Below are 12,847 nucleotides of genomic sequence, written 5' to 3'. Positions count from 1 at the left end.
CCGTGAAAGGCCCCGGCCCGGCGCCCGCGGCACGGCGTTCCGCGCAGGCGCTCAGGGCGGCCGCGTCCCACTGGATACTGGTCTGTTCCCAGCTGCTCTTGCGTGCTTCGACCTGCGCGCCGCAGGCTCCGCATGAGACAGGGGTCATCGGGAGGTCATGGAGCCGGTTGTCGGGTCGTACCGTCATCGGGCGGGCCTGCTCGCGGCGTCCGCGGCGGCGTTCTGCACCGCGATGTTCTTGGCGATCTCGTCCCGCCAGGCCTCGTTGGGCCGGGTAGTGTCGATCTCGAACTCGAACCGGTCGGTCATCTCGGCGCGCACGTCGGCGGCGTCGACGTAGAACTGTTCGTACCAGCGCCGCAGTTGGTAGACGGGGCCGTCCTCCTCGCACAGCAGCGGGTTGTCGATGCGCGCCTTGTTCTTCCAGATCTCGACGTCCTGCTCGAAGCCGATCTTGATGAACTCGCCCAGTTTCCGGGCCACTTCATCCGCACTCTCACCCATGCGGTCGGCCTTGCGCACGATGATGCCGTACTGGAGGACGAAGGAGTTCTCGTCGATGGGGTAGTGACAGTTGATCAGCACCGAGTTCACGTCGTCGTCGGCGTAGTGGTAGGTGAGTTCGTCGATCATGAACGACGGGCCGTGATAGGTGGCCAGGGAGGTCTGCCCAGTCATCTTGGGGGCGCCGCTGCCCTCCGCCTGGGGCCGCCGCACGTCCTCGCGGCCGACACCCTTCATGAACTGGGTCGCGGTGTGACCCTCGAAGATGTTCTGGAAGCAGGTGGGGAACGAGTAGTGCACGTAGAAGAAGTGCGCCATGTCCACCACGTTGTCGACGATCTCGCGGCAGTTGGAGCCCTCGATCGTGACGGAGTACCAGGACCAGTCCGTCCACTCGTCGCTGGTCGCGCCCTCGATCCGGGGGATCGTCACACCGTCGGGGGGCGGGTTGCCCTCCGGGTCGTTCCAGACGAACAGCAGGCCGTCCTGCTGGAGGGTCGGGTACGCCGCGGTGCGGGCCCGCATCGGGACGCGGCGGGCGTACGGGATCCGGTTGCAGCGTCCGTCGCCGCCCCAGCGCCAGGAGTGGAAGGGGCATGCGATGTCGTCGCCTTCCACCGTTCCGCGGGAGAGGTCGCCTCCCATGTGACGGCAGTAGGCGTCGAGGACGTTGAGGCGGCCGTCCGCCGCGGCCCAGACGACCAGTTTCTGCCCGAAGGCGCGGACGGTGTGCGGGGCGCCGTCGTGGAAGTCCTCGGCGAGCCCCAGGCAGTGCCAGCCGCGGGCGAATCGGCTCGGAAGCGCGTCCGCCTCGATCGAGCGGACTTCGGGTGAGGTGGTCATCTGTGGCCTTCCTTCCACCGAGCCTGCGCTCGGGACGGTACGGGGCGGGTGCGCGTCGTTCTCGTGAACGTAGGGTGCGCGGCGGCCAGGCCGGCCGGCCGATCTCACTGAGCGGTACCGGCGCCGGGCCTCCCGCAGTCCCACTCAGCAGTACGCGGGGTGCGCGGTGGTGGCCGCAGGCACTGTGATGGGGCGGGCGGGCCCCCTGTGTCCTGGGGACCGTGGCCGCCCACTGTCCGGTGGGCGGCGGCGCGTCACAGATACCATGTGTGCCGAAGGACGCGCACACGAGCCGGGAGGAGAGGAGCCAGTGCCCAGAGTCGCCGAGCACCGACCAGCGGCGGAGCCGCAGTCACCCGGGCAGAAGGCGCGGTACGCGCGCATCCTGGACGCCGCGTCCCGCCTGGGCGCCGAGCGGGGCCTGGACCACGTGCAGATGCACGACGTGGCCAAGGACGCCGGTGTCGCCATCGCCACGCTCTACCGGTACTTCCCTTCCAAGACACACCTGTTCACCGCGATCATGGCCGACCAGGTCGAGCACATGGACGACGAGTCGCCGGAGATCCTCGGCGCCTCCGACCCCGTGGACGCCGTCTCGGAGACACTGCTGCGCTCGACGCGGCACATGCTGCGGACCCCGCTGCTGGCGAGCGCGATGATGCAGAGCAACTACGCCGCGCACACCGCCACGATCAGCGAGGCTGCCAGGATCGAGGCCATGGTGCACCGCACGGTGCTCAGGCTGCTCGTACTCGAACACCCCACGGACCGCGACAACCGTCTGATCCGGCTGCTGATGAAGAGCTGGCACGGGGTGCTCGTCGCCGCGATCTACGGTCACACGCCCCCTGCCGACGCCGAGATCGAGATCCGGCTCGCGTGCGAGGTGCTGCTCGGTGCCCGTTCGAACGCCCCCGGGCGCTGACCCGCCGCCCACCTCCCCTGCGCCGCTCCCGGTCAACGGGACGGGCCCCGGCCGCGCGTGGCCCGGCTGCTTCGATCGGTGGGACGACGACGGCCGCCGGGCGACTCCCCGGCGGGGAGGGCGGAAGCATGGACATCGACAACCCACTGGATTTCACGGGGCGGGTCGTGGTGGTGACAGGCGGGACGAAGGGCATCGGCTTCACCACGGCCGAGACGTTCCTCGCGGCCGGAGCACACGTGGTGGTCTGCGGGCGCGGCGAGCCGAAGTCCCTGCCGAGCGCGGACGGCCGGCAGGGTGTGTTCCTGCCCGCCGACGTCCGTGACCCCGAGGCGGCAGGCGGTCTCGTGGAGGGGACGGTCGAGAGGTTCGGACGGCTTGACGTCCTGGTCAACAACGCGGGCGGCTCCCCCGACGCCGACGCGGCGACCGTGTCGCCGCGCTTCGTCGAGAAGATCGTCGCGTTGAACCTGCTGGCGCCGTTCTACACCGCCCAGGCCGCGCACCTCGTGATGCGGGAGCAGGACGACGGGGGCTCGATCATCAACATCGGCAGTGTCTCGGCGCACGACCCGCAGCCGGGAACCGCCGCCTACTCGGCGGCGAAGGCGGGACTGCTGGGCCTCACGCGTGCCCTGGCCGTGGAGTGGGCGCCCAAGGTGCGGGTCAACCACATCACCACCGGACTGATCCGCACCGAGAGCGCCGCCTCCGTGTACGGCGAGGACGGCGGCGCCGCTGTCGCGGGAGTGATCCCGATGGGGCGGATGGCCGGCCCAGGGGATGTCGCCCGGACCTGCCTGTACTTGGCCGGAGGCCTGGCCCGCTACGTCAACGGGGCCGATGTGGCGGTGCACGGCGGGGGCGAGTTGCCCGCCCGCTACTTCGCGGCGCGGGCCTCCGGCGCACACTGAACGCGCGTGGCCGGTCGGTCGGGGTCAGATCAGGTTGTCCTCGACCGTCAGGCCCAGCGCGTCGCGACCGTACATGGAGAGGGTCCGCTCCACGTCGTTGGCGACGTGCACGCTGCCCGCGTGCGCGTCGCGCCAGACACGTTCGATCGGGTTGCCGCGCCGCAGCGAGTTGCCGCCCGCCGTCTTGAACAGCAGATCGATCGCGGCGACGACGCGCTCGGTGCCGCGCACCTGGTCCCGGCGGGTGCGCAGGCGCAGTTCCATCGGGATGTCCTGGCCCGCGGCGGCCCGAGCGGTCAACTCCCGTATGTTGTGGTCCATTTGAAGGACCGTCGCGTCGATCTCGGACGCCGCGCGCGCGACCGCGACCTGGGTGTGCGGGTCCTCGGCGAACCGGCCGCCGCCCAGGCTGAGCCGGGAGCGTTCCCTCATCCGGCCGACGTAGGACTCGTAGCCGCCCGCGACGGCTCCGACGAGGGGCGCGGTGACGGCACTGGTGAACACGGCCGCGAACGGCAGCCGGTACAGCGGGCCCGGGTTGACCTTCTGGCCGGGGCCCTTCAGCTGCGCCTGCTCGTAGTTGCGGATCACCCGATGCGCGGGGACGTGGGCCTGCTCGACGACGATGTCGTTACTGGCGGTGCCGCGCAGCCCCACGACGTCCCACGCGTCCTCGATCCGGTAGTCGGAACGGGGCACGAGCACCGTCAGGAAGTCGACGGGCCGCCCCTGGTCACCGACGACCAGCGCGCCCAGCAGGGCCCAACTGGCGTACCCGCAGCCGGAGGAGAAGCTCCAGCGGCCGGTGAGGCGGTAGCCGTCGTCGACGGGGGTGAGCCGCCCCACGGGTGCGTACGCGGAGGAGATCAGTGTGTCGGGGTCCTCGCCCCACACCTCGGCCTGCGCCTTGTCGGGGAAGAGCCCCAACTGCCAGGGGTGCACGCCCAGTACGGAGGTGATCCAGCCGGTGGAGCAGCAGGCGGCCGAGATGGCGCGCACGACCTGGTAGAAGTCGATCGGGTCGGCCTCCTGCCCTCCGTAGGGGCGGGGCTGGAGCATCCGGAACACACCCGCGTCGATCAGCTCGCGCACGGACTCCTCGGGGACCTGCCCCTGTTCGTCGGTGGCCCGGGCCCGGTCCGCGATGGCCGGCAGCAGGGCGCGCACCGCCTCAAGAACCGTGTTCCCCATCGTGTCTTCCCCTTCGCGTGTCCTACCGGACGGCCAGGGGGTCGGTCCGGATGTCGAGGTCGGTCTTGCGGAACGTCAGCCCGTCACTCCGGGGGAAGGAGGCGCTTGGACGCCTCGTGGGCGCCGAGGACGAGCTGCGCGCGGTCGCGGACGGCGGCGCGTTTCTCGGCCGCGGCGAGGTTTCCGCCTGCCACCCACAGGGGCCCGTCCGCCAGGTGTTCCAGCCCTTCGCGGGCGACGTCGTCGGGGTCGGCGACGTTGAGTCCCGGCAGGTCCATGCGCAGGCCGGCCCGTTCCATCGCGGGGGTGCGGGTGACACCGAGGACGAGTTCGAGGACGTGTACGCCGTGCGGTGCGAGCTCCAGCCACAGGCCCTCGGCGAAAACCCTGCTGAACGCCTTCACGGCGGAGTAGACGCTCAGCCGTGCCTGTCCCATGTAGCCCGAGAGCGAGCCGACGAGCAGGACGCCGCCGCGGCCGCGTTCCTTCATCCGTGCGCCGAAGTGGTGGGTGAGGGCGAGTTGGGAGGTGATGTTGAGGTCGATCACGCCCTGGACGCGGTCGAGTTCGCCGCCGACGAACTCGTGTCCGTAGGTGTTGGCTCCCGCGTTGAAGACGAGCAGGCCGACGTCGAGGGCGTCGGTGACCGCGCGGATCGCCTTCGGCGCGCCGGGGTCGAGCAGGTCAAGCTGGAGGGTGTGCGCCTCGACGCCCTTGGCGCGGACCTCGGCGGCCGTCCGTTCCAGGGGTTCCGCCTTGCGGGCGATGAGCACCAGGTTGATCCCGGCGTCGGCGAGCCGGTGGGCGAAGGAGGCGCCCACCCCCTCGGATCCGCCGGCGACGACCGCCCATGGGCCGTACACGTCCTTGTCGATCATCGGCTTCCTTCCTGATATTGAGCGGTGGCCGTGCCTCAACTGCCGGGCGTGGGCTGCGTTCCAGTGGTGTCGAGCGCGGCGATGCTGTACGCGGCGAAGTTGCGGTGCTGGTCACGGCCGGAGAAGTACGGGGACAGGGAGGCTTCCAGCTCCTCGGGTGTGAAGGTGCCGTCGGTGGCGGTGAACTTCTTCTCGACGGTGGGCGGCGCGAGGAGCGCGACCATGTCGCCGTAGACGACGAAGACCTGTCCGTTGATGTCATCGGCGGCCGGGGATGCCAGGTAGCCGACGAACGTGGCGACCCGCTCGGGAGCCATGATGTCGAGGCCGCCTTCGGAGGTCGTGCCGTCGCCGAACGCCTCGGCGGTCATGGCGGTGCGGGCGCGCGGACAGATGGCGTTGGCGCGGACGCCGTAGCGCGCGAGGCCCTGCGCGGTGGCCAGGGTGAGCGCGGTGATGCCCGCCTTGGCCGCGGAGTAGTTGGGCTGGCCGGGGGCGCCGAACAGGAACGCCTCGGAGGAGGTGTTGACGACCCGCCCGTAGACGGGGCCGCCCGCCGCCTTGCTGGCCGCCCGCCAGTGCGCGGCCGCGGCGCGGATGACGGCGGCGTGGCCCTTGAGGTGGATGCGGATGACGTCGTCCCAGTCGGACTCGGTCAGGTTGAACACCATCTTGTCGCGCAGGATGCCCGCGTTGTTGACGACGATGTCCAGGCTGCCGAAGGTCTCCACGGCGGTGCGGACCAGGCGGTCGCCCATGGACCAGTCGCCGATGTCCCCGGTGACGGCGACCGCGTCGCGGCCGAGCTTCTTGATCTCGGCGACGACGTCTTCGGCGGCGGGGCCGACGTCGTTGACGACGACGTTGGCGCCCTGCTCCGCGAGCGCCAGTGCCTCGGTGCGGCCCAGGCCGGCCCCGGCTCCCGTGACGACGGCGGTGCGGCCTTCCAGGCTGGTCCTCGTGCTCATGGTGCCTCTCTCGTTCCTGTCCTGCGGGGCGGATGTGGCGGTACGGCGATACAGCGGTACGGCACGGCGAAACTAGTATGAATTCTGGTTTCGGCTTCGCGTCTGTCCCGCTGAGTGGGCAGCATCCACGGCATCCGCCCACCGTCCTAGACGAACCGGGCCGACACCCCGCCCAGTCCGTCGAACTCGGCCCGGAACTCGTCCCCCGGCCGGGCGTCGACGGCCGCCGTGCACGAGCCCGGCAGGATCACGTGTCCGGCCTCGAGCCGCACCCCGAACGCCGCGACCTTCCGTGCCAACCATGCGACGGCCACGGTCGGATCGCCCAGGACGGCGCTGGTGCGGCCCCGCGCGATCTCCTCGCCGCCACGGAACAGGACAGCGCCGATGTCGGCCAGGTCGAGGTCGCCGGGAGCGACCCGCTTCGCGCCGAGGACAACACCTGCGGAGGAGGCGTTGTCGGCGATGGTGTCGGCCAGACCGATCCGCCAGTCGGCGATCCGGCTGTCGATGAGTTCGAGGGAGGCGACGACGTACTCCGTCGCGGCGAGGACGTCCTTCTCGGTGCAGTCCTCGCCGGGCAGGCAGTCGCCCAGCACGTAGCCGATCTCCACCTCGATGCGCGGGGAGCAGTAGCGGCTCGTGTCCACGGGGGTGTCCTCGGAGAGCACCATGTCCGAGAGCAGATGACCGTAGTCCGGCTCGTCGACGCCCATCATCCGCTGCATGACCTCGGAGGAGAGCCCGACCTTGTGGCCGCGCACGGACACCCCGGGCTGTTCAAGTCGCCTGCGGATGTTGGCGAGTTGGATCTCGTAGGCGTCGACGACGTCGATGCCGGGGTACGCCGAGGTGAGCGGGTCGACGGGGGCGCGGTCGCGCTCCGCCCGCCGCAACTGGTCGGCGACTGCCACACGTTGGGACGCGTCAAGCATCGGAGGTCTCCTTGTGCTGTCGGGTGGCGGCGGCGAAGCGGACGCGGACGCCGGTGAGGACCGGACTCCCGCACGCAGATGCCTCCAGGCGCAGTCCGTCGGGTCCGTCGTCCCAGGCCTCGGCGGTGAGCCGGTCGCCGGGGAAGACCGGGGAGCTGAAGCGAGCTTCGAGGTCCGTCAGGTCGGCCGGGTGGGCACCCAGGACCCCTGCGGCGGGCAGGGTGAGGGCGGCCAGAGTGCACAGGCCGTGCAGGAAGGGCCGGGGCATGCCCGCCGCGCGGGCCGCCTCCGGGTCGATGTGCATGGCGTGCCGGTCGCCGAGCAGCCGGTAGTGGGCGGCCTGTTCGGGGTGTGTGGCCACCGTCAGGCCGCGGTCGGCCGGCGCTTCCGGGCGCCGCGGGGAACCGGGTCCGCGCCCGCCGCCGAAGCCGCCGCTGCCGGGGGCGAACAGGGACCAGGTCGCCAGGAAGTACTCGCTCTCCACCTCGACGTCGAAGACGGCGGCGCCGCCCTTGTCCCACACCTCGGAGACGCGCGCCGTCATCGCCACCTCCCCCGCTCGCGGCAGCGGACGGCGCACCGTGAGGCGCTGGGCGCCGTGCACCGCGGTCGTGATGTCGAAGGCGCCGAGCGCGCCGAGGGCGTCGGGGGCCCATTGGGCCAGGGTCAGCGCGAAGGCCGGAAGGACCCGCAGGCGTTCCTCGAAGACGAGGTCGAGTTCGTCGGCACGCGCGCCCACCGCGAGCGCATAGAGGATGGCGTCGCGCTCGGTGTAGGCGACGGTGCGGCTGCCGAGGTCGTGCCCGCGCCACGGGGATTCGGTCATCGGTCGGATCCCAGGACCAGGCCGCTGGTCGGCACTCCCGTGCCTGCGGTGACCAGGACGTGTCCGACGTCGTCGGGCTGGTTCACGGAGGTCCCGCGGACGAGGCGGACGGCCTCCGCGATGCCGTTCATGCCGTGCAGATAGGCCTCGCCAAGCTGCCCGCCGTGGGTGTTCGCGGGCAACCGGCCGCCGAGTTCCAGGTGTCCGTCGGCGATGAAGTCCTTCGCCTCGCCGGTGCCGCAGAAGCCCAGCTCCTCCAGTTGCGGGAGCACCAGCGGCGTGAAGTGGTCGTAGAGGATCGCGGCGTCGATGTCATCGGGGCCGAGACCACTCTGCGCGTACAACTGCCGCCCGACCAGGCCCATTTCGGGGATGCCGCTGATGTGCTCACGGTAGTAGCTGGTCATCATGTGCTGGTCGTCGCCCGAGCCCTGGGCGGCGCCGAGGACCACGGCGGGCGGGTGGGGCAAATCGCGGGCGCGCTCGGCGGAGACGATCACCAGGGCCTGGCCGCCGTCGGTCTCCTGGCAGCAGTCGAGGAGCCGCAGCGGTTCCGCGATCCAGCGTGAACTCTGGTGGTCGGCGAGGGTGATGGGCCGGCCGTGGAACCATGCGGCCGGGTTGTTCGCCGCGTGCTTGCGGTCCACGACCGCGACCCGGCCGAAGTCCTCGCTGGTGGCGCCGTACTCGTGCAGGTAGCGGCGGGCGAACATGGCCACCCACTGGGCGGGGGTGTTCAGGCCGAACGGCGTCATCCACGAGTACGCGGCCCGGTCCGCCCCGGTGTTGTCCATCGCCCGGTCGGCCTGCCCGAGGCCGTAGCGCTCTCCGGAGCGCTCGTTGAAGGCGCGGTAGCAGACGACGACCTCGGCGGCGCCGGTGGCGACGGCCATGGCCGCCTGCTGCACGGTCGCGCAGCCTGCTCCGCCGCCGTAGCCGATGCGGGAGAAGAAGGTCAGCTCGCCCATGCCCGTGTTGCGGGACACGTGGATCTCGCCGCTGGTGTCGGCGGTGAAGCTGACCAGGCCGTCCACGTCGGCGGGGGTGAGACCGGCGTCGACGAGGGCCAACAGGACTGCCTCGCAGGCGAGATGGAGTTCGCTGCGGCCGGACTTCTTGGAGAACTCGGTGGCGCCGATGCCCGCGATGGCGGCGCTGCCCGACAGTGCGCTCGTGGTCATCGCGCACCGGCCTTCCTCGGGAGGCGTACGCCGACGGCGCCGGTGACATGTGCGCCGAGGCTGTTGGTGCCGCACACGGCGATCTCGACCCGGTCGTCCTCGTCGTCCTTGGCGGTGACCGTGCCGGTGAGCACCATGGTGTCTCCGGGGTGGTTGGGGGCGCCCAGGCGGATCCGGATGGCCCGGACGGTCGCGGCCGGTCCCGCCCATTCGGTGATGTACCGGTCGACCAGGCCGTTGCTGGTCAGGATGTTCATGAAGATGTCCTTCGACCCGCGGGCGCGGGCCAGTTCGGGGTCGTGGTGCACGTCCTGGTAGTCGCGGCTCGCCAGGGCCGTGGCGACGATCAGGGTGCGGGTCACCGGGATCTCCAGCGGCGGCAGCTCCTGGCCGACCGTCACGTCGTCGTACATGCGGGCCGTCCGCGCACTCATGACGCCACCGTCCTGTCGGCCAGGACGTCCCCGAGCCGGGAGAGGTCGGAGGCGGCTCCGCCGAGGGTGGTGCCGAGCTGCCTGCCCCACAGGAAGTGGCGGTGCACCGGGTAGTCGGTGTCGACGCCGATGCCTCCGTGCACGTGCTGGACGCGGTGGACGACGTTCGGTCCCGCCTCGTCGGCCCACCACTTGGCAACGAGCACCGCCTGCTCGGTGTCCTGCCCGTCCGCCAGCGCGGCCACGGCCTGCCACAGGGTCACGCGCATCGCGTCGATCTCGATGACGCAGTCGGCGAGTTGATGCTGGACGGCCTGGAAGGTGGCGAGAGGACGACCGAACTGCTCACGGCCTCCGAGGTGATCGGCCGCGTACCGCACCGCGCCCTGGGCGACGCCCAGTTGGATGGCGGCGAGCGCCGTGCGGGCCCGGTCGACGAGCCACCCCAGCACTCCGCTCCCGGGCGTGCCGAGCGGCTCGGCGGGGGCGCCGTCCAGGTCGAGGTGGGCGCTCAGGTCGTAGGTGGTGGTCTCGGCCGGTGTCCAGGTCACGCCGGGTGCGTCGGCGCGGACGAGGAAGAGGCCGGTGCCCGCGTCCGTGGTGGCGGCGACCAGCACGTGCGCGGCGCCGGCCGGGGACGGTACGACCGCCTTGGTGCCGGTGAGCCGCCAGTCGGCGCCCTCGGGAGCGGCCGTCGTCAGTGGCGCGCCCGGGTCCGAGGGGGCGAACTCCTCCAGGGCCAGGGTGATCCTGCTCGTGCCGTCGGCCGCGTGCGGGAGCAGTGCGGCGCGCTGTTCGGCCGAGCCGTGCGCGGCCACGGCCAGGGCTCCGAGGACGGCCGGCCACAGCGGCACGGGCGCCACGCGGCGCCCCTGTTCCTCCAGCAGGACGCAGAGTCCGGCCAGGTCGAGGGCGGCGCCGCCGGCCTCGTCGGGAAGCGGGGCGGCGAGCAGTCCCGCGGCGGCCAGGTCCGTCCAGAGTTTGTCGTCGACGCGGGTCCCGGAGGTCTCGACCGCCCGCAGCCGTTCGGGAGTGGCGTGGTCCGTGAAGATCTCACGGGCCAGGTTGCGCAGCTCCTCTAGCTCTTCTCCCAGCGAGAAGTCCATCAGCGGTCCTCCGTGGCGACGGGCCGGAACACCGGCAGGGTCAGTTCGGGGTCGGCGTCGAGCCAGTCGAGGACGACGGGCATGTCGACCGTGACGTCCTCGGGGGCCACCCCGGTCAGATTGGTGATCAGCCGGGTGCCCTCGGCGAGTTCGACGACCGCGACGACCAGCGGGTAGTCGAATGCCGGGTGCCGGGGGTGGTGGTTGACCGTGAAGGTGTGGACGCGGCCGCGGCCCGAGGCCCGCACGGTGTCCCACTCCAGGGAGCCGCAGTGCGGGCAGCTGGGGCCCGGCGGGTGGCGCAGGGTCGCGCAGGGGACGCAGCGCTGGATGAGCAGCCGGTGCTCCTTGGCCGCCTCGAACCAGAAGGCGTTGTCCCGGTTCAGGGCGGGGCGGGGGCGAAGTGGGCGTGGTTCTTTGAGAGTTGAGTCGGCCGGCCGGAAGCGCAGGGTGCGCCAGCGTTGGGTGGCGACGAGTTCGCCGTCCTGGTCGCGGTAGGTCTTCAGGGTGGTGACGAAGCGGCCGACGCCGAGCCCGGTCCGCTTCTCCGCCGAGACGGACTCCACGACCTCCTGCACGTGGACGTGGTCGCCGGGTACCAGTTCGCGGGCGAATTCCAGCTCCGAGTCGGTCGCCACGACGGAGGTGTAGCCGCCCTCGACGAGGAGTTCGACCAGGTCGTCGAAGCCGCGACGGCCGGGCGTCGGGTTCGCGGTGGCGGCATAGCCGCGCATCGTCCACGCCTGCACCATCGACGCGGGCGCGACGACGCCCTGCCGTCCGGTGGCACGGGCCGCGGCCTCGTCGGTGTAGACCGGGTTGGTGTCGCCCATCGCCTCGACCCAGTGCCGGATCATCGGCTGGTTGACCGGGTCCTGGCCGGCGGTGGGTGGGCTCAACTCGCGTCCGGTGAAGGCCTGTAGCCGCTTCTCGTACTCCTCGCTCACCGTGCTCACTGCCCACGCCCCTTGCGGGGAAGGCCGAGTCCCTGGACAGCGACCATGTCGCGCAGGACCTCGTTGACACCGCCGCCGAAGGTGTTGACGATGCCCTGCCGGGAGAGCTGTTCGACCTGTCCGGCGAGGGCGGCGCCGGGCGATTCGGGGCGGACGCGGCCCGCGGCGCCGAGGATCTGGCTCAGGGTGCGCTGCACGTCGATGTGGGTCTCGGTGCCGTACGTCTTCGCCGCACCCGCGTCCGCGCCGGTGAGCCGGTCGTGGGCGACGGCGTCGGTCATCTTCCAGTTCATCAGCCGCATCGCCTCCAGCCGGGCGTGGGTGCGGGCGAACTCCTGGCGGACCCACGGCTGTTCGAGCACGCCGTTGTCCCGCGCCCAGTCCATGACCTGTTCCCAGAGCTGGATCATGCGTCCGCCCAGCGCGGCCAGACCGACGCGTTCGTGGTTGAGCTGGGCCGTCATCAGCCGCCAGCCGCCGTCCACCTCGCCGACCACGTCGGCGGCGGGCACCCGGACGGCGTCGTAGTAGGTGGCGGTGACGACCATGCCGCCGACGGTGCGGATGGGGCTCCAGGAGAAGCCCCGCGCGTCGGTGGGCACGATCAGGATGGAGATGCCACGGTGCTTCGCCGCGTCGGGGTCGGTGCGGGCGGCCAGCCACACGTAGTCGGCCGTATTGGCGCCGCTCGTGAAGATCTTGCCGCCGTCGACGGTGAAGTGGTCGCCGTCGCGCACCGCGCGGGTGCTGAGGGACGCCAGGTCGGTGCCTGCCCCCGGCTCGGTGTAGCCGATGGCGAAGACGGCGTCGCCGGAGAGGATCGCGGGCAGGAACCGCTTCTTCTGCTCCTCGGTGCCGTACCGCATGAGGGTGGGCCCGACCGTGTTGACGGTGACGAACGGGAAGGGCAGACCCGCCCGTTGAACCTCGTCGAAGAACACGTACTGCTCCTCGAACGACCGACCCTGGCCGCCGTACTCCTCGGGCCAGCCGATCCCGAGCCAACCGTCGGCGCCGAGCCGGGCGACGATCTCGCGGAAGCGGGAGCCGCCCACGCCCTCCTCGCCGGCGCGGCGCCGCTCGTCCTCGGGCAGCAGGCCCGCGAAGTACGCCCTCAGCTCGCGGCGCAGATCGAGCTGCGCGGCGCTCTCGCGCAGTTGCATGTGGTTCTCCAGTCCTCTCG

13 protein-coding genes are annotated in these 12,847 nt (G+C 71.5%); 2 read left to right on the top strand and 11 right to left on the bottom strand.

What is annotated here, in order from left to right:
- Nucleotides 1-183: 183 nt before the first annotated feature.
- Nucleotides 184-1,347 carry a Rieske 2Fe-2S domain-containing protein gene (locus tag ACWD2L_RS34375; RefSeq protein WP_451192969.1) on the bottom strand — a complete coding sequence of 388 codons (1,164 nt, stop codon included), beginning with the start codon at nt 1,345-1,347 and terminating at the stop codon, nt 184-186.
- 310 nt (nt 1,348-1,657) lie between these two features.
- Between ACWD2L_RS34375 and ACWD2L_RS34370 the strand changes: the two genes are divergently transcribed.
- Together ACWD2L_RS34370 and ACWD2L_RS34365 are read left to right on the top strand one after the other, a co-directional pair.
- Complete coding sequence (locus ACWD2L_RS34370; RefSeq protein WP_451192966.1) at nt 1,658-2,275, top strand: TetR family transcriptional regulator; 618 nt, start codon at nt 1,658-1,660, stop codon at nt 2,273-2,275.
- Nucleotides 2,276-2,403: 128 nt separating this feature from the next.
- Nucleotides 2,404-3,189: an SDR family oxidoreductase gene (locus ACWD2L_RS34365; protein ID WP_451192963.1), complete on the top strand. Its 786-nt coding sequence runs from the start codon at nt 2,404-2,406 to the stop codon at nt 3,187-3,189.
- Nucleotides 3,190-3,213: 24 nt separating this feature from the next.
- Here ACWD2L_RS34365 and hsaA read toward each other — a convergent pair whose 3' ends face one another.
- From hsaA to ACWD2L_RS34315, 10 genes are all read right to left on the bottom strand, one after another.
- A complete protein-coding gene (gene hsaA / locus ACWD2L_RS34360) occupies nt 3,214-4,380 on the bottom strand; it encodes a 3-hydroxy-9,10-secoandrosta-1,3,5(10)-triene-9,17-dione monooxygenase oxygenase subunit (protein WP_451192961.1) in 1,167 nt (388 codons plus the stop codon).
- 83 nt (nt 4,381-4,463) lie between these two features.
- Nucleotides 4,464-5,258: an SDR family NAD(P)-dependent oxidoreductase gene (locus ACWD2L_RS34355; RefSeq protein WP_451192958.1), complete on the bottom strand. Its 795-nt coding sequence runs from the start codon at nt 5,256-5,258 to the stop codon at nt 4,464-4,466.
- Between the two features lie 35 nt (nt 5,259-5,293).
- Complete coding sequence (locus ACWD2L_RS34350; RefSeq protein ID WP_451192955.1) at nt 5,294-6,226, bottom strand: 3-oxoacyl-ACP reductase; 933 nt, start codon at nt 6,224-6,226, stop codon at nt 5,294-5,296.
- A 146-nt stretch (nt 6,227-6,372) separates the two neighbouring features.
- Nucleotides 6,373-7,161, bottom strand: a complete 789-nt coding sequence (locus tag ACWD2L_RS34345) for a 2-keto-4-pentenoate hydratase (protein WP_451192952.1) — start codon at nt 7,159-7,161, stop codon at nt 6,373-6,375.
- The gene (locus tag ACWD2L_RS34340; RefSeq protein ID WP_451192949.1) at nt 7,154-7,987 is read right to left on the bottom strand and encodes a MaoC/PaaZ C-terminal domain-containing protein; all 834 of its coding nucleotides are present in this window, start codon (nt 7,985-7,987) and stop codon (nt 7,154-7,156) included. Before ACWD2L_RS34340 ends, ACWD2L_RS34345 begins: the two co-directional genes overlap by 8 nt.
- A complete protein-coding gene (locus tag ACWD2L_RS34335; RefSeq protein WP_451192947.1) occupies nt 7,984-9,168 on the bottom strand; it encodes a lipid-transfer protein in 1,185 nt (394 codons plus the stop codon). Before ACWD2L_RS34335 ends, ACWD2L_RS34340 begins: the two co-directional genes overlap by 4 nt.
- Nucleotides 9,165-9,602, bottom strand: coding sequence for a MaoC family dehydratase (locus tag ACWD2L_RS34330; protein ID WP_451192944.1), 438 nt, complete (start codon nt 9,600-9,602; stop codon nt 9,165-9,167). The genes ACWD2L_RS34335 and ACWD2L_RS34330 overlap by 4 nt, the downstream gene beginning before the upstream one ends.
- Nucleotides 9,599-10,708 (bottom strand): acyl-CoA dehydrogenase family protein, encoded by a 1,110-nt coding sequence (locus tag ACWD2L_RS34325; protein ID WP_451192942.1) that lies wholly within the window; start codon nt 10,706-10,708, stop codon nt 9,599-9,601. The genes ACWD2L_RS34330 and ACWD2L_RS34325 overlap by 4 nt, the downstream gene beginning before the upstream one ends.
- Nucleotides 10,708-11,664, bottom strand: coding sequence for a bifunctional MaoC family dehydratase N-terminal/OB-fold nucleic acid binding domain-containing protein (locus ACWD2L_RS34320; protein ID WP_451192940.1), 957 nt, complete (start codon nt 11,662-11,664; stop codon nt 10,708-10,710). The genes ACWD2L_RS34325 and ACWD2L_RS34320 overlap by 1 nt, the downstream gene beginning before the upstream one ends.
- Entirely contained in the window at nt 11,661-12,827 is a 1,167-nt protein-coding gene (locus ACWD2L_RS34315; RefSeq protein WP_451192938.1) for an acyl-CoA dehydrogenase family protein, read from the bottom strand. The genes ACWD2L_RS34320 and ACWD2L_RS34315 overlap by 4 nt, the downstream gene beginning before the upstream one ends.
- Between the last annotated feature and the right edge of the window lie 20 nt (nt 12,828-12,847).

Source organism: Streptomyces sp. NPDC002754 (genome assembly GCF_053592315.1).
Note: the sequence above shows the minus strand (reverse complement) of the source record. Positions and strands in the feature narration are given on the sequence as shown.